The following is an 18,671-nucleotide window of genomic DNA, read 5'->3' on the forward strand; positions in this document are numbered from 1 at the left end:
CGAATGCGGTGGGTCAGGCGCGTGGCTGTCGCTGGCTGATATTTTTCGCGGGCAAGCGCGCTCCTACAGTTGGTCTCGGCAATGTTCGAGATTTTGGGCGTACACGTACTTTGTAGGAGCGCGCTTGCCCGCGAATGCGGTGGGTCAGCGATGATGATGTTGACCGGTACGACGGGTTCGCCAGCAAGCCGGCGCCTACAGGTCGATGCCGGCGCCCCCTTACATTCTTGGTGCACAGATTGTTTGTGTGGGGTGACGCTAATGGGTTCCGGGATTGGCTTTTAGATGCGCCACTTTCTCTGACAACCCCGTCCACTGCGGTTCATTCGGTGCAAATCGACTGCGCAGGTACGCGGCAAGGTCGCTGATCTGGGTGTCGGACAAGCTGTCCTTGAAGCCCGGCATGTAACCCAGATCCGCCGTCGCCGGTTTGTCGATGCCCTGTTGAATCACCTTGATCAGGTTGTCCGGCAGCGCGCTGTGGACGTTGGTATTGGTCGCCAGCGACGGGCTCACGCCAAACAGCTTCGGCCCCACACCGTCGGCATGACAACCCTGGCACGAGCCTTCGAACACCCGCTGGCCATTGCTCAATGACTGGGGCGAAACGCTGGGCTGAGCCACCGAAACCGTAGCCGGCGCAGGACGAATCTCAGCACTGGCGGACGCAGGCTCATTCAACGCCGCCAGATACACCGCAATCGCCCGCACGTCGCTCTTCGGCAGTTTCGCCAGTTCCGATACCACCGGCCCCATCGGCCCAGCGGCCACACCGTGGGCATCGGAATACCCGCTGCTCAGGTAGTTGAACAACTGATCCTCGGTCCACGGCGTCGGCGCTTTCGACAGGCTGTTGAGCGCCGGCGCTTCCCAGCCGTCCACCGTGCCGCCCGCCAGAAACGACGTGCCGCCCTTCTCCGCCCCCAAGAGATCCCGGGGTGAATGGCAGGCGGCGCAATGCCCCAATCCATTGACCAGATACTGGCCGCGATTCCATTGCGCGCTTTGCTGCGGCTGGGTCTGCACCTCGCCTTTGCGCAGGTACAGCGCGTTCCAGCCGGCCATCAGCGGCCGCACATTGAAGGGGAAGCGCATGTCATTGGCGGGCTGAAGTTGTTTGACCGGCGTCTGCGACATCAGATACGCGTAGAGCGCCTGCATGTCGGCGTCCTCGACATTTCTGAAGGCCGTGTAGGGAAACGCCGGATAAAGGTGTTTGCCATCTCGACTGATGCCGTCACGCATCGCCCGCTCGAACGCCGGATAGGACCAGTTGCCAATGCCCGTCTCCGGGTCCGGGGTGATGTTGCTGCTGTATAAAGTGCCGAACGGCGTCTGCATCGCCAGCCCGCCGGCATTGCTGGCGCCATTCGGGGCGGTATGACAGACCGCGCAGTCGCCGACCGCTGCCAGCAAACGCCCGCGCTCCAGGGTCGCCGATGACCAGGTGCCCGCTGAAGGCGGTGTGATCGGCGCGATCTCCGCGCGCCAGGGCAACGCGGTCGCGGCCATGCCCAGCAACGCGCCGAACGCTGCAAACAGCGAACCGAACAGCCACTTCGAGCGCTTGGCTTTCGGCCATTGCGGCGGGTGGTGGTTGGCTTCATTCCCTGCGCCGTTCAGCGCGGCAAGAATGCGTTCGGCAGTGATCGGCAGCTCGCGAAAGCGAATCCCGGTCGCGTCATACACGGCGTTGGCAATGGCCGCCGCACTCGGCACCGACGCTGACTCCCCGGCGCCCATGGGCGGCTCTGCCTGGCGCGGCATCATCAGAACGTCGACTTTCGGCACTTCGGGGAACGTCAGAATCGGGTACCCACCCCACTCCTTGCTCGCCACCGTGGACTCCTCGAACGTCACCCGCTCTTTGAGCACGCGGCTGGTGGACTGGATGACGTTGCCGTGAATCTGATGCTGCACGCCCGCCGGATTAACCATCATGCCGGCGTCATGGCCGATCACAACCCGAGTCACCGACACATCGCCGGTGCGCTTGTCGATCGCCACGTCCGCGACCCACGCCGCCCACGCCGCGCCGAAGCCGGGAAACTTGCTGTGGATGTAGCGCGCGTAGGCAAAGCCGCGCCCGCGCAGTACCCCTTCTTCTTCCGGAATCTGCATCGGCTGGGTGCGCGGCATCCAGTCTGCCCGCGCAGCCGTGGCGCGAACCAGTTCGGCGGCGCGCTCGTCGTGCAAATAACGAAGCCGGTACTCGATAGGGTCGACGCCGGCGGCGAACGCCAACTCGTCGATGTAGGACTCATGAGCGAAAGTATTGGGAAGTGCCGACACACCGCGCATCCACGAGGCCCGCACAATCGGCGCCATGTCGTGAACGGTGACGCGCATGTGTTCGATGTCGTACGGCGGGATCGAGGTGCGGTCGCCCATTTCGAACATCGTCGCCACCGGTTCCACGCGCCCGGTCAGCAGCAGGGCCAGCGTCGGCGAGTTGTTCGACGGGTAGCGAGTACTGAAGTCATAGCCTGCGATACCGCCATCGGCGTTGAGTCCGCCGTCGACTTCCATTAACTGGGCGGTGCCTTTCGGCTCCCAGGCATGCTCCTGCTCGCGAGTCAGTTGCACGCGCACCGGCCGGCCCACGGCGCGGGACAGCAACACTGCATCGGCGCAGACATCGTCAGCGCAATTGCGCCCGTAACAGCCGGCCGCTTCCATGCGGATGATCTCGATCCGCTCTTCGGGGTATTCCAGCAGCCAGGCCAGATCGGCGCGCAGCATGTGGGGGTTCTGCGTACCGGACCAGACCCGAATGCCTTCTTCGCCGTAGTCCGCCAGCCCACATGACGGTCCGATGGAGCCGTGAATCTGGTAGGGCCACAGATAGGTCCGCGTCATCCGCTCGCTGGCCTGGGCCAAAGCCTCATCGACATTGCCCTGATCGAGCACCACCCGTTGAATGCTCGGGTTGTCGCGAATCGCCTGCTCGATATTGCTCATGTCGGGCAGATTGTGCTGCCACGGTTTCCAGGTGACCTTGAGTTCGCGCGCCGCCTTGGCTGCCTGCTCTTCACGCATCGCGACGATGCCGACGAAATCGCGGATCACCACCACGCGGACGATGCCGGGAATGTGGGCGATGGAGGATTCGTCCACGTCCAAGAGGCTGGTGCCGACGAAGTCGCCCGTGTCATAACCGGCGTAGGGCGGACGTACGACGCGGCCGTGGAGCATGTCCGGCAAACGCATGTCGTGCACATAGGTCAATTCGCCGGTGGCCTTGCCCGGAATGTCCACGCGGGCGGCGCCCTGCCCTACCAGTTTGTAGTCCTCCAGCCGCTTGAGTGGGGCGTTGCCGGTGATGCGCAGTTCGACACGCTGATCAATCAGCAGTTGGCCAAAGGTCAGTTCGCGCCCGTCCTGAGCCTTGATCACCCCGCTTTCAATGACCAATGAATCCATACCGACCGCCCAGCGCTGCGCGGCCTGTTGCAGCAGATAGCGCCGCGCCTCGGCGGCAGCGTTGCGCAACGGAATGGCGGAAATCTGCAAGGTGGCGCTGGCGATGGTCGCGCCCTGATTCGGCGCGCGCTCGGTGTCACCGAGGATCATGGTCACCTGATCCATCTGCAGGTCCAGCTCTTCGGCGACGATCTGGGTCAGCGAGGTGCGGATGCCGGTGCCCAGATCGACATGGCCGTTGAAGGCGTAGACGCGGCTGTGCTGATCGATGGCGATGAACAGCCCCAATTCCATGGGCCTGACCGTGGGCGTGCCGCCTTTGGCCACCGGACCGGACGGCGGCAGGATGTCGTCGACGATCAACAGCACCCCATTTTGGGCGAGCAATTCATCGCGCGTGGGCAAAGTCTGGGTCATTGGACCGGATCCGGGCTGGGCTGATGACGCGCGGCACGCATGACCGCACTCAGGATTTCCAGGTGCGTGCCGCAGCGGCACAGGTTGGCCGACAGTTCGTTGCGGATCTGCGTTTCGGTGGGGTGCGGGTTGCGGTCGAGCAAAGCTTTGGCGGTCATGATCATGCCGTTCATGCAATAACCGCATTGCGCGGCCTGCTCGTCGATGAAGGCTTGCTGCACCGGATGCGGTCGATTCCGCGAGCCGATGCCTTCCAGCGTGGTGATCTCACGCCCTTGCGCCCCGGCCAGCGGAAACACGCAGGAACGTGCGGCGACGCCATCGATGATCACCGTGCAGGCGCCGCACTCGCCCAGGCCGCAACCGTATTTGGGGCCATTGAGGTGCAGGTCGTTGCGCAGGATCAGTAACAGTGGCGTGTCAGGCATTGCCGTGACGCTCGTGGCCTGACCGTTGACGTTCAGGGTGACGGTCTTCTCCGCCGCCCGCTGTCGCTCGCTGGTGTCCGCGTTCATGTGTTACCCGCTGTAGCTTGCGTTTGATGAAGTGATTACTTCATCAAACGAGAGCAGGAAGCATGCCAGCGGAGAAAAGGCTGTAGGACGTTGGAGCATTGGGGGTGGGTCAGGCGGCGTTAGTCATCGCCCTCGTCGATCAGTTTGCGCAGCAGAAACTCGGATCTGGCACGGTCCTTCGTAGGAGTGAGCTTGCTCGCGAATGCGGTGGATCAGAAACACCCGTGGCGACTGGCAGAGTGAGTTCGCCAGCAAGCCGGCTCCTACATTGAGATATCCGGTGTCAGGCGCTGCGGCCTCGGGCGCAAGGCAATGTAAATGTAGGGGCGCGCTTGCCCGCGATGGCGGTGGGTCAGTCAAAGCATCCAGCGGCTGACACGCCACGATCGCGGGCAAGCGCGCTCTTACAGGTGTGCGTCAGGCGGCGTTATTCGTCGCCCTCATCAATCAGTTTGCGCAGCAGAAACAACACGGCCACACGTTCGGCGGGGTTGAGTTTGCTCAGGGTCAGCTCACTGATCTGCGCGGCGCGGGGCACGGTTTCCTGCACCCGTTGCAGGCCGCTGTCGGTCAGGCTGCAGATGACTTTGCGGCGATCCTGCGGGTCCGGGTCAAGGCTGATCAGGTCCCGGGCTTTCAGGCGATCGACGATGCCGCGAATGGTGGCCTGATCCACGGCCGTCGCCTTGACCAGTTCGGTTTGAGAACTGGGGCCGTGATCGCGCAGCGCGCACAACGTCACGAACTGCACCGCCGTGAGCTGCGAATCGCCCACATTTTGCTGGAAGATCGCCAAGTGACGCTGATAGGCCTTGCGCAGCAGATGGCCGACCTGCTCGGAGAACGTGTAGGACGAATCGTTATTGGAAGGGTTGTCAGTGGACACGGATGGCTCGTTCGGCAGGATCTGGAAGTGGTGGCTACAGTAACGTTTGCGGGGGTTGAGGGGAATCTTCTGCTACTAAAGCCCCATCGGGAGACGCAACTGGCTGGATCATCCGATTCCAATGTAGGAGCGCGCTTGCCCGCGATCGCGGTGGGTCTGTGACGTAAATGTCGTCTGACACACCTCTCGCGGGCAAGCGCGCTCCTACAGGTCTGCGGTGGGATGAAATTTGCCTCAGGCCTTTGAAGCCTCTGGCGCCACCACTTCGCCGGCCAGCACCACGGCCTGGTCGTCCAGATAAATGTCACAACGGCGCAGCGGGATATCCAGGTGGCACGGGGTTTTGCGGGTGCCGCCGACTTCGGTATTCGGCCCTGTAGAAAACAGGAAATTGCCGTAGAACGCCCGGGCGTCCATGCACATGCCGTCGTTCTTGTCGTGCAGGCCCATGGCCGTCCACTGCGCGCGGGGTTGCAGGCCCCAGCCGATGTGGGAAATGCCGTAGACCTCCGGGTCGTTGAAGTACTTCAGGTATTCGCGCAGGTACTCGGCTTCGAATCCGCCATGAATCCCGGTGATAAAACCCTTGTCGATTTCCAGGGTGATCTGCTCGCGGGAATAGGTTTTGAACGGCAGCACGATGTCGCCGACATCAATGACCAGGGTGCCCTCGGCGGTCTCTTCGTTGGGCCAGGAGAACAGAAAACCGCTGGGCCAGTGGTCCCAACGCCCCGGCTCGTCGGCGAAACCGTATTCGGTGACGGAAGGGTATTGCCCCAGTTGCGCACGGAAATCGCTGCCGGCGCGGGACTTCACTTGAATCGACCGGGCCGCCTTCAGCACCTGTTCGGCGGCCAGCACCCGTTCCTTGTCCGCCACCGTCGGCAGCATCCGCGCCAGCACTTCCGGGGGCTCGACCGCCAGCAAAATCCGCGTGCCGGTCTTGAGGATCTGCTCCTGTTCCGGCGAGTGCAGCAGCATCATGGTGTCGACGATCAGATCAGCCGCCTCCAGGGCACGTTGCGCCGCGATGTTGCCGGTCAGCGCGGTGTCGCCGCAGTAGGCAGTCATGTCATTGCCCATGGCTTTGGGGTGATTGAACGACGGCAGCTCCACCGCATACACCTTGGCGCCCAGGCGTTGGGCGGCGTCCATCGCAGCGCGCACGGTGCGCGCATCGGAGTAGTGGCTCTTGAGCACCGCCACGCTTTGGGTCGAGTCCACTTTCGACAGCTTCAGCACGTGCTCGAACATCTGGGTCAATTCGCAATCGCTAACCGGCATCTCTTTTCTCCTCTGGGGCGGATGACGAGCCAGATGCACCATTGCAAGGCGTCGCGCATCAGACCAGTGCATTTTTTAAAGCGTACACACTTATTAAAAGCGATAAGACATCAATCCGGACGCCGCTGCAATAGGCACGCCACAGTGTTACCCGACCACACAGATCCCTGCATACAAGGGTTACAGAGAGTGACATGCCTGATTACGACGTCGGCTGACGTTTCTGGAAATATCGGTTCACTTTTAAAATTATCAGCGTATACACTTTAAAAACCCAGCGACGCGACAGATCACTCTCGCCTCGCCGTCATCCAGAACGCCTGTCATCCAGAGCTCATGAACACGAAGGAATGCGCGCCATGCCAACCACGCAAAAAATCGCCATCGTCGGATCCGGTCTGGGAGGCGCTGCGGCTGCGACGCTGTTGCAGAAAGCCGGTTTCCACGTCGACATCTACGAGCAGTCCCCCGCGTTTTCACGCATCGGTGCCGGGATCCACATGGGCCCGAACATCATGAAAATCTTCCGCCGCATGGGCATCGAGCAACAGCTGAGCGACATGGGTTCGCACCCGGATTTCTGGTTCAGCCGCGACGGTGCGACCGGCGACTACCTGTCGCGCATCGCCCTGGGCGAGTTCTCCCTCAAGGAATACGGCGCGGCCTACATCACCGTGCACCGCGGTGATCTGCACGCGCTGCAAATGTCGACACTGGCGCCGGGCAGCGTGCACTTCAGCAAATGCCTGACCACCCTTGAAGAGCGCGACAACGGCGTGCGCCTGAACTTTGCCGACGGCACCCACGCCGATGCGGACATCGTGATCGGCGCCGACGGCATCAACTCGAAGATTCGTGAAGAGCTGCTGGGCCAGGAAAAACCCCTGTACAGCGGCTGGGTCGCCCACCGCGCGCTGATCCCCAGCGAGGTGCTGAGCAAGTACAACCTGAATTTCGAGAACTGCGTGAAGTGGTGGAGCGAGGACCGTCACATGATGGTTTATCACACCACCGGCAAGCGCGATGAGTACTACTACGTCACCGGCGTGCCCCATGCGGCGTGGGATTTCGAGGGCAGTTGGGTCGACAGCAGCCGGGACGAAATGTACGAAGCTTTCGCCGGCTACCACCCCACCGTGCAGGCCCTGATCGAGTCCACCGAGAGCGTGACCAAGTGGCCGCTGCTCAACCGTAATCCGCTGCCGTTGTGGAGTCGCGGCCGCCTTGTTTTGCTCGGCGATGCCTGCCACCCGATGAAGCCGCACATGGCCCAGGGCGCCGGCATGGCCATTGAAGACGCCGCGATGCTCACCCGCTGCCTGCAGGAAACCGGCCTCACCGATTACCGCACCGCGTTCCAGCTGTACGAAGCCAATCGCAAGGAGCGCGCGTCTCGCGTGCAAGCGGTTTCCAACGCCAACACCTGGCTACGCACCCAGGAAGATCCGGCCTGGGTTTACGGTTATGACCTCTACGGCCAGGAGCTGAAATCGGGGGTGGCCGCGTGAGCACATTCATTCACGGCGGCAACGTCCAGGCCAACGGCATCCGTCAGCATTACCTGCGCTACGGCGGCGACAAACACTCCGGCAAACCGGCGCTGATCCTGATTCCGGGCATCACCAGCCCGGCGATCACCTGGGGTTTCGTCGCCGAACGTCTGGGCCAGCATTTCGATACCTACGTGCTGGATGCACGCGGTCGCGGGCTTTCTTCCTCCGGCCCGGATCTGGATTACAGCGTCGACACCTGCGCCGATGACATCGGTGCGTTCGCCGCCGTCATGGGCATCGACAGCTATCACCTGGCCGGTCACTCGATGGGCGCGCGCTTTGCCGTTCGGGTCTCGGTTCGCTGTCCCCAGGGGCTGAGAAGCCTGGTGCTCATCGATCCGCCGGTGTCCGGTCCGGGGCGTCGTGAATACCCGGCCAAGCTGCCGTGGTACGTCGATTCGATCCGCCAGGCACAGCAGGGCATGAGCGCCGAAGACATGCGCGCGTTTTGCGCAACCTGGACCGAGGAGCAACTGCAGTTGCGCGCCGAGTGGCTGCACACCTGCTACGAACCCGCCATCGTCCGCGCCTTCAACGACTTCCATGACGTGGATTTCCATCAGGACCTGCCGAACCTTCCGGTCCCTGCCCTGCTCATCGTCGCTGAGCGCGGGGGTGTGATTCAGGCGGAAGACGAAGCCGAAATCCGACAGTTGCAACCGAACATGCTGATCGCGCGGGTGGAAAACGCCGGGCACATGATCCCGTGGGACAACCTGCCGGGGTTCTTTGCCGCGTTCGGGGATTTTCTGGGCACGCCGCTGACCTGAGGCAGATCACCGAACAGGCCTGAACCGGATTTATGTCAGGTGCTGGACCTGTAGGAGCGCGCTTGCCCGCGAAGGGATGCTACAGACACATCACCGCCAACTGACCCGGCGCGTTTCGCGGGCAAGCGCGCGCCTACAGGTGTCCTGCGTTGACAAGCATCTCCGTGCTCAGGCCCGGAGGCTGTTCAAGATATTTATCCGGCGCGACGCAAAATCGACTTCAACCCTATTGACCGAGGTGAACGCAATGACCGACTCACAAAGCGCGGACGCCAACTATCAGGGCGTCTGGGGCAATCGCATCGGTTTTGGTGCGAAACCGGCCCTCCTCATGATCGATTTCATGCAGGGCTACACCCAACCCGGTGCACCGTTATATGCGCCCGGGGTGGTCAGCGCCGTGGCCGAAAGCGTCGAGCTGCTGGCCTGTGCACGGGAACACGGCATCTTCGTGGTGCACACCAACATCCGCTACCACCCCACGCATTTCGCGGACGGCGGCATGTGGGTGAAAAAAGCGCCGGTGATGAAAGACATGGTCGAAGGCAATCCCCTGGCTGCTTTCTGCGCGGAGGTGCAGCCATTGCCCGAAGAGGTCGTCATCAGCAAGCAGTACGCGAGTTCGTTCTTCGGCACGTCACTGGCATCAATGCTGCACGCTCAAGGGATCGACACCGTCGTGCTGGCCGGTTGCTCCACCAGCGGCTGCATCCGGGCGACAGCGGTGGATGCCGTGCAGCATGGTTTCCGGACCATCGTGGTGCGCGAATGCGTGGGCGACCGACATCCCGATCCCCATGAAGCGAACCTGTTCGACATCGACAGCAAGTACGGGGATGTGGTCGGCAAGCAGGAAGCCATAGCGCAATTGCTGGCCGTGAGCTCCACGCGGTAAGCCACAAGTTGCAAGTGAAGCGCGCGCGGTCCCCTCTTGCAGCTTGAGGCTTACCGCTTGCCGCTTCTCCCCCCATATGACAACACCGCAAACGCAGGCAAAATCAGCCGCCGCGCTCACCGGTCGAAGAACCGCCAGGAGACACCCATGCCCTCTGCGAATGTAGAAACCTCCGCGAACTTAGCCGCGGACCCGATCAAAGCGCTGTACAGCAAGATCACCTGGAAGCTCATCCCCTTCCTGTGTTTCTGCTACCTGGCCGCTTACCTGGACCGCATCAACATCGGCTTCGCCAAGCTGCAGATGCTCGACCAGTTGCACTTCAGCGAGACCGCGTTCGGGCTCGGCGCTGGCCTGTTCTTCGTCGGTTATATCCTGTTCGAAGTGCCGAGCAACCTGGTGCTGGAAAAGGTCGGCGCGAAGATCTGGATCGCGCGGATCATGATCACCTGGGGGTTGCTGTCGTCCTGCACGCTGTTCGTCAGCACGCCGACGCAGTTCTATGTGCTCCGGTTTCTCCTCGGCGCCGCTGAAGCGGGCTTTCTACCGGGCGTGCTGTTTTACCTGACCACTTGGTTCCCGACCTACCGCCGTGGCCGCATCATCGCGCTGTTCATGATCGGCCTGCCGCTTTCCAGCGTCATCGGCGGCCCGCTGTCGGGCTGGATCATGGGCCATTTCGACCAGACCGCCGGGCTGCGCGGCTGGCAGTGGCTGTTCTTGATCGAAGGCATTCCCAGCGTGCTGCTCGGCGTGATGACGTTCTGGGCGCTGCCGAATAATCCGAAAGAGGCCAAATGGCTGAACAGCGCCGAACAAGCCTTGCTGGAAGGCGAGCTGCGCCTGGACGATGCCGAGGGCAAAGACAGCAAGCACAGTTTTCGCGACGGGTTTTTCAATCTGAAGGTCTGGATGCTCGGCGGCATCGACTTCTCGATCCTGCTCAGCGCCTATGCGATGGGCTTCTGGATGCCGACGTTCATCAAGAACGCCGGGGTCACCGACACCTTCCACATCGGCGTGTTGACCGCGTTGCCCAGCGTGGCGGCGCTGATCGGCATGCTGATGATCGGCGCCAGCTCCGACCGCCGTCGCGAACGACGCTGGCACATCATCGTGCCCTTCTGGATTGGCGCCGTGGCGATGGCGGCCAGTCCGTTCTTCACCCATAACCTGGTCGCGACGGTCGCGCTGTTTGCCGTCGCTTCAGCCGCGATCATTGGCGCGGTGCCGGTGTTCTTCAGCCTGCCGGCGACGTTCCTCAAGGGCCGGGCAGCGGCGACAGGTTTCGCCCTCGCCTGCTCGCTGGCGAACATCGCCGGCCTGGTGAGCAACTCGATGATGGGCATCGCCATCGACGTGACCGGCAGCAGCGCCGGGGCGTTGTGGTTCTTTGCCGGGTGCCTGATTTTGAGCAGCCTGCTGGTGGTAGCGCTGCCGGCGAAGTTGGTGAACAGATAATTCGCCCTGATGGACGTAGATCCTGTAGGAGCTGGCTTGCTGGCAAACCCGGTGGTTCAGTGAATAAGATGTTGACTGAACCACCGGGTTCGCCAGCAAGCCGGCTCCTACATGGGAATTGTATTTCTCCAATAACAACGGTGGAAACCGCTCATGCAGGCGTTTGTGAAAAGCTGTGCCCTGGCCCTGACGCTGGGACTGTCCGCGACCTCTTTACACGCGGCGGAAAAGGTCATCTTCGACACCGATTTCAACGTGCTCAACGACGACGGCCAGGCCTTCATCATGCTGGCGCAACTGCACGCGCAAAAGCGCATCGACCTGTTGGGCATGACCCTCGTCAGTGGCAACGCGTGGGTGGATCAGGAGCAGGTCGATGCGCTGAAGGCTGTCGAGCGCATGGGCGTGGAAAAGGACATCGGCGTGTACTCCGGCGCGGCATACCCGCTGCTGCACGACTTCGCCACCTATGAACAGGAAAAAGCCCTGTTCGGCGCTGGCTGGCCGGGGGCGTTCAAGACCCCGCGCCCGACCTCGGCCTCACAGTTGGTTTCGCCGCCGGACGGGGTTGCTACGCACACTGCATTGCGCAGCAAATCCGCCGCGCAGTTCATCGTCGACAGCGTGAAGGAAAACCCTCACGAAGTGACCCTCCTGGCCGTTGGCCCATTGACCAACATCGCTCTGGCGATTCGCAGCGCGCCGGAAATCGTGCCGCTGATCAAGCGCATCGTGTACATGGGCGGCGCCATCGAGATTCCCGGCAACACGACGCCAGCGGCGGAATTCAACTGGTGGTTCGACCCCGAGGCCGCAAAAATCGTCCTGCGCTCGCCCATCGAGCACGTGATTTTCCCCAACGATGTCTGCGAAAAGGTCATCTTCGACGCCTCGGTCTACCAGCGCATCGTCGCCAGCAAAGGCGTGATTCCCGACCTGTACAAAACGGTGCTGGGGCCTGAGTTCGACAAGGACCCGAACCATCACAGCTTCACCTGGGACAGCCTGCCCGCGCTGTACCTGGTGCGTCCGGAACTGGTCACCGAGTCCAAAGACCTGTGGGTCGATGTCGACGCCCACTTCGGACCGGATTACGGCCGCTCCATGGGCTACAAGAAAGGCGCCCCCGTCGGCACGCAGAAGGCGAAAGTGGTGTATGCCGTGGACCAGAAGAAGTTCTGGGACGCGTACGTGAATCTGGTCACTTTGCCTGCGCCGGTCAAACGCTGATCGACTCAGCTGGCGCCGATGATATGAAATGGCCCAACCGGCGGTAGGCAGGATCAGCCGATCAGGGCAATCAGCTGCTGGCGCTGGGCATCGGTAAGCAAAGGCCCTCTGGCTGCCTCGGCGTTTTCCTTCATGTATTTCGGATTTCCCGTACCGGGGATCGCGCACGTCACCGCCGGGTGTGAAATCAGAAACTTCAACGCCAGTTGCGCCCAGCTCCTGGCCTGCACTTCCCCCGCCCAGCCCGGCAGCGGCGTGTCGCGCAAGCGCCCCAGCAGACCGCCGCCACCAAACGGCCGATTGCAGATCACTGCCACCCCTCGCTCACGGCACAGCGGCAGCAGCCGCGCTTCGACCGAGCGATCGTCCAGCGCGTAGTTGATCTGCAGAAAATCGAACGCCTCGGCCTTCAGCGCGGCCTCCACCTCGGCGTAGGCCGACGGGGTGTAGTGCGTCAGACCGATGTAGCGAATGCGCCCTTCCTCTTTCCACTGACGCAACGTCGGCAGGTGGGTTTTCCAGTCGAGCAGATTATGGATCTGCATGAGGTCAATGCGCTGGGTCCGCAACAGCCGAAACGAAGCTTCCATCTGGGCGATGCCTTCGTCACGTCCTCGGGTCCAGACCTTGGTCGCCAGGAACGCTGGCGAGGACGGCTGATGGATCGACAGCAACTCGCCGGTGGTTTCCTCGGCGCGGCCGTACATCGGCGAGCTGTCGATCACCGTGCCGCCGGCGTGGAAAAGCTGGTCCACCACCGCAGGCAGCAATTTGTACGCGTCGCTGCCGGGCTCGACGTCGAACCCGCGATACGTGCCAAGCCCGATCATCGGCAAGGCTTCGCCACTGGATGGAATGTCTCGGGTGAGCATGTTCCGTTCTCCTGCTTGACCGGGCAATGCGCCGGTGGATGGGGCTGCGGATGCCTGCGCACGGCGCACGGCGGCGTCCAATACCAGCGCCGCGGAAGCACCTGCCGCCAGGGTGATCAGTCTTCTGCGGGTAAGCAGATGTGGGTCGGTCACGGGCGTGTCTCCGGGTCGGTCGGACGTGAGCGCACAGTGATTGATCGACCCCTTGCGTGCGCCGTCGGTTCAAGTCGGTACGACCACCTGCGCAGATCGGGGGAACGCTGGTCAGCCTGATGCGTCACAACTGCATCTTGAACACTGGAGGACACGAAATGAAAACCGTCATCACCCTGAACGAACTCGCCGGCGCCGACCTGCGTCCCTACACCGAAATCTGGCTGACCTCCCCCGCCGCCGTCCGCGAAGCCGGTCACAGCGAGGACGAACTGTGCCTGTGGCGCGCCAATCAGGTCTTCTCCCACGACATGCTCAGCGAAGGCACCCATGGCCAGAACGTCATGCCGGTCTGGCTGGTGCTCGACAACATTGACGACCCGGATCAGGTGCTGGAAGTTGAAACCCACGTACGGGAACGGCTGCTGACCGCCGGGCTTGAGGGGGAGTTTTATCCGGCGGAAGTGGGCGAACGGACGGATGGGGTGAAGTAATCTGATGGAGCGTCGGTGCGACTGACGCCTACCTTCCGGGTTTAAACTCGGTCCGTAGGAGCCGGCTTGCTGGCGAACGCGGTGGGTGAGGCACTGTTGCAGTGCCTCACCCCATGGGTTCGCCAGCAAGCCGGCCCTATTGATTTTGCGTTTGCCACAAGCCGATTTTGCGTAGGACTGTGATTGCGCTCACGCCGCAAAACTCAGTGTAGGAGCGCGCTTGCCCGCGAAGGCGTCGGCACAGTTGCCGCTGAAAAATTGACCCTCCGCGACCCTTTAGAAGCCGGCGTGCTGGCCAATGCGTCCTCTCGGTGTATGGAGGCGACTGACCGACCGCATTCGCGGGCAAGCGCGCTCCTACAGTTGATTTGCGCCGTCCATCAATCTGGGTTTCTGTTGGTAATCCGCGTTGGATGTCCACTCGGCAGGTCTGAAGTCGCAGCATGAAACGGATTGGATCGCGCTCTGCCTCTGCCCAATCGGCCAAGGAGCGAGCCTTGTCCCGCAACGCGGCGCGCAGCGGGAGTAAACCCGGAAACCCGATGATTGCGAACAGCGTCACCAGCAATCCGGCGCCTACAAGTCCGCGTCTCATCCGAAACAGCCGGAATCTCTGCTTTTGGAAATTCCGGCATTTCTAACGCCTGAAGCTCACTGCTTCAGCGCGTCATAGGCTTCCAGCGCGTGCATCGAATAGATGTACGCGGCGCCGGCGTTCAACGAGATCGCGGTGGCGAGGGCGGCGGCGACTTCTTCGCGGGTGGCGCCTGCAGCGATGGCGGCCTGGGCGTGGCTGGCGAGGCATCCGTCACAGCGAGTGGTGACCGCGACGGCGAGGGAAATCAGCTCGCGGGTCTTGGCGTCGAGGACGTTGTTTTCCGCAGCGGCTTCGCCAAGGGCCATGTAGGCCTTGACCATTTTCGGGTTTGATTTGGACAGCGCACCAAACGATTGCTTGATGGTGGAAACCAGATCGGGCCAGTTGCTGAACATGTTGGTGTCTCCTGAGGGCGGCGACTAAACTGCGCCGGAACATCTTCAGTCTCCGCCAGGCACGGCGCGGCGACTTGCTCGTTTGGCTCATTCTTTTGTCCGAAAGTCGCCTATGAACGCCATCGATACGCTCATCGCCCTCGCCGACATCCGCGGCAGCCTCGACCTGCGCTGCCAGTTTCAGGGCGACTGGGCCCTGGACCATGCTCAGGAACCTGCAGGCACCTCGCCCTACCACATTGTGCTGGCCGGCCACTGCCACGTGGAGCTGGCCGACCGACAGCGATTGACCCTGACGGCCGGGGACATTCTGGTTCTGCCGCGAGGCAGCCAACACCTGTTATTAAGCCCCGGCCAGCACGTGACGCCTTCCCGGCCCCAGCGCGGGACTGACGCAGGTTTACTGCCGGTGCAGCGCTTCGGCGACGGGGTGGAGCTGGATTTACTCTGCGGCCGCTTCATCCATCAGCCCCACGCGATGCTGTTCTCGTCCCTCCCCGGTCATCTGAACGTCTCGACCCAGGCGCTGGGCCGCGGCGACCCGTTGCCAGCATTGGTCGCGCTGTTGCGCAATGAAGCGGACGCCAACCTGGCGGGGGGCCAGTTCATGGTCAACGCGCTGACCTCGGCGTTGTTCACCCTGGTGTTGCGGGAGCACCTTCGCCAGTCCCCGCAACATACGGGCAGCCTGGCGCTGCTGACGGACAAGCGCCTGGGTCGGGCGTGGCAAGCGATGCTGGAAAACCCGGCCCATGACTGGAACGTCGACGCCTTGGCAGAGCTGGCGAGCATGTCCCGGGCGACCTTCATGCGCGCCTTCGCAAAACTTAGCGGCAGCTCGCCGTGGACGCTGCTGACCCAAGTCCGCATGCAACGGGCTTATGGGTTGTTGAGTCGGTCGAAAGAAGGCCTGAGCGACATCGCCGCTCAGGTCGGTTACCAATCCCAGGCAGCCTTCAGCAAAGTCTTCAAGGACACCTACGGCATGGCGCCCGGTCAGTTGCGTCGCAGCCTGATCAGCGATATCGAAGACTGACCCAAGGCTTCAAGCCGGAGGCGTGGCACCCAGGCGTTTCCACATCGGTTTGGTCAAGCGTTGGCTGTGCTTGTAACCGGCCCACGGATCCGCCTTCAGCTTGCGCAACCGCTGCTGCAGGTTGGCGATGTTCCACTGCGCTGACGACTTCACCTCGGTCAGCTCGTCACGGCTGATCGGCACCGACACCGGCAACCCCGGCCGCGCCCTCGCTGAATAGGCCACGACCGTGCTGGCGCCCCGACTGTTACGCAGATAATCGATGAAGATCTTGCCGACCCGGTTCTTCGGCCCGGACGTGGCGGTGAATCGGTCCGGCAACTCCCGCGACATGAATTGCGCCAGCGCCTTGGCGAAGGCTTTGACCGACTCCCAATCAGCCCGGCGCGCCAGCGGCACAACGATGTGCATGCCTTTGCCGCCACTGGTCTTGACGTACGCATCCAGGCCCAACTCGTCGAGGGTCGACAACGTCAGTTGCGTGGCTTCGATCATGCTGCGCCAAGGCAACTGATCGTCCGGGTCGAGATCGAGGACGAAGTGGTCCGGCAGCTCGATCTGATCGTAGGTCGCGCCCCAGGTGTGCAGTTCGATGGTGCCCATCTGCGCCGCACCGACCAGCGCCTTGACGCTGTCGATCTCCATCAAACGCGCGTGGCCGGGGTCGAGTTTGGGGTCCAGCTGCTTGATGTTGGGGATCGCCATGCGCTCGGAATGCTTCTGGAAAAACTGCTCGCCTTCCACGCCCTCGGGGCAACGCAACAGCGCCACGGGCCGATGGTCGAGGTGCGGCAAAATCCAGTCAGCCACTGACTCGTAATACTGCGCCAGCTCAATCTTGTGCAGACCGCTTTCGGCGTCGATCACCCGTTCGGGATGGCTGACCATCACGCCGGCCACTTCGATGCGGTCTTTACCTGCACGTTTGCTGCCCGGCTTGGGTTTCTCGGCTGCGGCATTGTCGCTGGCCGCGGACTTCCTGGCGGGCGCTGCGGCCTTCGCGCCACGGGGCTTGAACGGCGCCTTGATGTCTTTCGGCGTCCTGGGGTATTCGTGGACTACCTCGCTGGCCGGCTTGTCGCTGCGCAACGAGACAAACGCCGAATGACGAACGATGCCGTCGCGGGTCCATTCGCCGAACTCGACTTCCGCCACCAATGTCGGTTTTATCCAGTGCACGCCGCGCGCCTGAGCGCTCGTCACTTTTTTCGCCAGCGGCGATGCGTCCTGTTCCAGCGGTTTCATCTGCTCGAGCAAGTCGCCGAGCATTTGCTGATTGAACCCGGTGCCGACCCGACCGGCATACACCAGACCCGCGCCCTCCTCGTTCACCGCCAGCAACAGCGCGCCAAACCCATTGCGCGCGCCCTGGGGTTTGGTGAAGCCGGCAATGACGAACTCCTGCCGCAGCTTGCACTTGAGCTTGATCCAGTCGGCATTACGGCTGGACTGATACACGCTGCCGGCACGCTTGCCGATCACCCCTTCAAGGGACATCAGACTCGCGCTTTCGATGATGTCGCGATGGCCGGCGGAGAAGGCTTCGGAGAACCGCAGCAGGCCCTTTTTCTGTCGCCCCAGCACTTTCTTCAGGGCGGCGCGGCGGTCTTCGACGGGCGTTTCGCGCAGGTCTTCCCCATTCAGGAAAGGCACGTCAAACAGGTAATAGATAATGTCCATGCTGCGGTCGATGTCGAACGCATTCTGCAACGCCTGAAAATCCGGCAACCCGGCGTCGTTGAGCACCACGACTTCGCCGTCCAGCCAGGTGTTGTCCAGTTTCAGGTCGCCAACGGCCTTGGCCTGCAGCGGCAATCGATCGGTCCAGTCATTGCCATTGCGGGTGAAAAACCTCACCTCGCCCTCGATGATGCGGGTCAGGATCCGATAGCCGTCGTACTTGATTTCATAGAGCCATTTGCCTTCGGGCGGAGCGTCCATCAGCGTCGCCAACTGCGGTGAGAGCTTGGCCGGCACGCCGCTCTTTTTGGGCGAAGGCGTCCTGGATTTCTTTTCCACTGGCTTTTTTGCGGGCTTCTTCCCGGCCGAGGTTTCAGCGACGGGTTCAGACGCCGCCGATTTACGTTTGGCGTTCCTGGCCGGCTTGCCTGCCTCGCCCACCGTCGCGCCACTGACCACGCTTGCCGGCTTGTCGACGACGATGTCGTATTCCTCGCCCGAGCGCACGGCATCGTCCTTTTCCTTGATCAACAGCCACTGTTCCTTGTTGCTGTTACCCGGCAAACGGGTCCGCACCAACGCCCAGTCGCCGGTAAGCTTTTCGCCGATCAGGGTGAATTTGAGCTTGCCTGCCTTGTAGGTCTCTTGCGGATCGCCGTGGGGCTGCCAGATGCCGCGATCCCAGACGATCACGTCGCCGGCGCCGTATTCGCCCTCGGGAATGCTGCCCTCAAAGGTGCCGTAGCCGAGGGGGTGGTCTTCGACGTGCACCGCCAGGCGCTTGTTTTTCGGGTCCAGGCTCGGCCCCTTCGGCACCGCCCAGCTTTTCAGCGTGCCATCCAGCTCAAGGCGAAAGTCGTAGTGCAGATTGCGCGCATCGTGCTTGTGAATGACGAAACTCAGCGCCTTGCCTTTCTTGCTTCGCGTCTTGCCCTCGCTTTCCGGCGGCTCGGACGTGACATCGAAGTTGCGCTTGCGGGTGTATTCACTCACAGGTTTTGTCATGACG

14 protein-coding genes are annotated in these 18,671 nt (G+C 62.3%); 7 read left to right on the forward strand and 7 right to left on the reverse strand.

Features of this window, described 5'->3' with window-relative positions; genetic code table 11:
• Nucleotides 1–258: 258 nt before the first annotated feature.
• The 4 genes from OKW98_RS20650 to OKW98_RS20665 all read right to left on the reverse strand — a co-directional run bounded on the left by OKW98_RS20650 (nucleotide 259) and on the right by OKW98_RS20665 (nucleotide 6,525).
• A complete protein-coding gene (locus OKW98_RS20650; protein ID WP_265386437.1) occupies nucleotides 259–3,840 on the reverse strand; it encodes a molybdopterin cofactor-binding domain-containing protein in 3,582 nt (1,193 codons plus the stop codon).
• Nucleotides 3,837–4,355: a (2Fe-2S)-binding protein gene (locus OKW98_RS20655; protein WP_265386438.1), complete on the reverse strand. Its 519-nt coding sequence runs from the start codon at nucleotides 4,353–4,355 to the stop codon at nucleotides 3,837–3,839. The genes OKW98_RS20650 and OKW98_RS20655 overlap by 4 nt, the downstream gene beginning before the upstream one ends.
• Nucleotides 4,356–4,782: 427 nt before the next feature.
• Nucleotides 4,783–5,241 (reverse strand): MarR family winged helix-turn-helix transcriptional regulator, encoded by a 459-nt coding sequence (locus OKW98_RS20660; protein WP_265386439.1) that lies wholly within the window; start codon nucleotides 5,239–5,241, stop codon nucleotides 4,783–4,785.
• Nucleotides 5,242–5,475: 234 nt separating this feature from the next.
• Nucleotides 5,476–6,525, reverse strand: coding sequence for a 2,5-dihydroxypyridine 5,6-dioxygenase (locus OKW98_RS20665; protein WP_265386440.1), 1,050 nt, complete (start codon nucleotides 6,523–6,525; stop codon nucleotides 5,476–5,478).
• Between the two features lie 359 nt (nucleotides 6,526–6,884).
• Between OKW98_RS20665 and OKW98_RS20670 the strand changes: the two genes are divergently transcribed.
• The 5 genes from OKW98_RS20670 to OKW98_RS20690 all read left to right on the forward strand — a co-directional run bounded on the left by OKW98_RS20670 (nucleotide 6,885) and on the right by OKW98_RS20690 (nucleotide 12,434).
• Nucleotides 6,885–8,033 (forward strand): FAD-dependent monooxygenase, encoded by a 1,149-nt coding sequence (locus tag OKW98_RS20670; protein WP_265386441.1) that lies wholly within the window; start codon nucleotides 6,885–6,887, stop codon nucleotides 8,031–8,033.
• On the forward strand, nucleotides 8,030–8,848 hold the full coding sequence (locus OKW98_RS20675; RefSeq protein ID WP_265386442.1) for an alpha/beta fold hydrolase: 819 nt from the start codon (nucleotides 8,030–8,032) through the stop codon (nucleotides 8,846–8,848). The genes OKW98_RS20670 and OKW98_RS20675 overlap by 4 nt, the downstream gene beginning before the upstream one ends.
• A gap of 247 nt (nucleotides 8,849–9,095) precedes the next feature.
• Nucleotides 9,096–9,743, forward strand: a complete 648-nt coding sequence (locus tag OKW98_RS20680; protein WP_265386443.1) for an N-carbamoylsarcosine amidohydrolase — start codon at nucleotides 9,096–9,098, stop codon at nucleotides 9,741–9,743.
• 147 nt (nucleotides 9,744–9,890) lie between these two features.
• Nucleotides 9,891–11,204, forward strand: a complete 1,314-nt coding sequence (locus OKW98_RS20685; protein ID WP_265386444.1) for an MFS transporter — start codon at nucleotides 9,891–9,893, stop codon at nucleotides 11,202–11,204.
• A 153-nt stretch (nucleotides 11,205–11,357) separates the two neighbouring features.
• Complete coding sequence (locus OKW98_RS20690) at nucleotides 11,358–12,434, forward strand: nucleoside hydrolase (protein WP_265386445.1); 1,077 nt, start codon at nucleotides 11,358–11,360, stop codon at nucleotides 12,432–12,434.
• 53 nt (nucleotides 12,435–12,487) lie between these two features.
• Here OKW98_RS20690 and OKW98_RS20695 read toward each other — a convergent pair whose 3' ends face one another.
• Nucleotides 12,488–13,459 carry an aldo/keto reductase gene (locus OKW98_RS20695; protein ID WP_265386446.1) on the reverse strand — a complete coding sequence of 324 codons (972 nt, stop codon included), beginning with the start codon at nucleotides 13,457–13,459 and terminating at the stop codon, nucleotides 12,488–12,490.
• Nucleotides 13,460–13,617: 158 nt separating this feature from the next.
• Between OKW98_RS20695 and OKW98_RS20700 the strand changes: the two genes are divergently transcribed.
• Nucleotides 13,618–13,953 carry a hypothetical protein gene (locus OKW98_RS20700; protein WP_265386447.1) on the forward strand — a complete coding sequence of 112 codons (336 nt, stop codon included), beginning with the start codon at nucleotides 13,618–13,620 and terminating at the stop codon, nucleotides 13,951–13,953.
• A 651-nt stretch (nucleotides 13,954–14,604) separates the two neighbouring features.
• Here OKW98_RS20700 and OKW98_RS20705 read toward each other — a convergent pair.
• Complete coding sequence (locus tag OKW98_RS20705) at nucleotides 14,605–14,946, reverse strand: carboxymuconolactone decarboxylase family protein (RefSeq protein WP_237252403.1); 342 nt, start codon at nucleotides 14,944–14,946, stop codon at nucleotides 14,605–14,607.
• 112 nt (nucleotides 14,947–15,058) lie between these two features.
• Here OKW98_RS20705 and OKW98_RS20710 point away from each other — a divergent pair, with 112 nt between their 5' ends.
• Nucleotides 15,059–15,982 carry an AraC family transcriptional regulator gene (locus OKW98_RS20710; protein WP_265386448.1) on the forward strand — a complete coding sequence of 308 codons (924 nt, stop codon included), beginning with the start codon at nucleotides 15,059–15,061 and terminating at the stop codon, nucleotides 15,980–15,982.
• A 9-nt stretch (nucleotides 15,983–15,991) separates the two neighbouring features.
• Here the strand turns inward: OKW98_RS20710 and ligD are convergent, their stop codons facing one another.
• A complete protein-coding gene (gene ligD, locus OKW98_RS20715; RefSeq protein WP_265386449.1) occupies nucleotides 15,992–18,667 on the reverse strand; it encodes a DNA ligase D in 2,676 nt (891 codons plus the stop codon).
• Nucleotides 18,668–18,671 lie beyond the last annotated feature (4 nt).

The organism is Pseudomonas sp. KU26590 (assembly GCF_026153515.1).
Lineage (GTDB): Bacteria > Pseudomonadota > Gammaproteobacteria > Pseudomonadales > Pseudomonadaceae > Aquipseudomonas.

Coding starts and splice junctions, on each gene's coding strand:
- OKW98_RS20700 (WP_265386447.1), top strand. CDS start 13,618: ATGAAAACCGTCATCACCCTGAACGAACTCGCCGGCGCCGACCTGCGT.
- OKW98_RS20655 (WP_265386438.1), bottom strand. CDS start 4,355: ATGAACGCGGACACCAGCGAGCGACAGCGGGCGGCGGAGAAGACCGTC.
- ligD (WP_265386449.1), bottom strand. CDS start 18,667: ATGACAAAACCTGTGAGTGAATACACCCGCAAGCGCAACTTCGATGTC.
- OKW98_RS20680 (WP_265386443.1), top strand. CDS start 9,096: ATGACCGACTCACAAAGCGCGGACGCCAACTATCAGGGCGTCTGGGGC.
- OKW98_RS20670 (WP_265386441.1), top strand. CDS start 6,885: ATGCCAACCACGCAAAAAATCGCCATCGTCGGATCCGGTCTGGGAGGC.
- OKW98_RS20665 (WP_265386440.1), bottom strand. CDS start 6,525: ATGCCGGTTAGCGATTGCGAATTGACCCAGATGTTCGAGCACGTGCTG.
- OKW98_RS20650 (WP_265386437.1), bottom strand. CDS start 3,840: ATGACCCAGACTTTGCCCACGCGCGATGAATTGCTCGCCCAAAATGGG.
- OKW98_RS20690 (WP_265386445.1), top strand. CDS start 11,358: ATGCAGGCGTTTGTGAAAAGCTGTGCCCTGGCCCTGACGCTGGGACTG.
- OKW98_RS20710 (WP_265386448.1), top strand. CDS start 15,059: ATGAACGCCATCGATACGCTCATCGCCCTCGCCGACATCCGCGGCAGC.
- OKW98_RS20705 (WP_237252403.1), bottom strand. CDS start 14,946: ATGTTCAGCAACTGGCCCGATCTGGTTTCCACCATCAAGCAATCGTTT.
- OKW98_RS20685 (WP_265386444.1), top strand. CDS start 9,891: ATGCCCTCTGCGAATGTAGAAACCTCCGCGAACTTAGCCGCGGACCCG.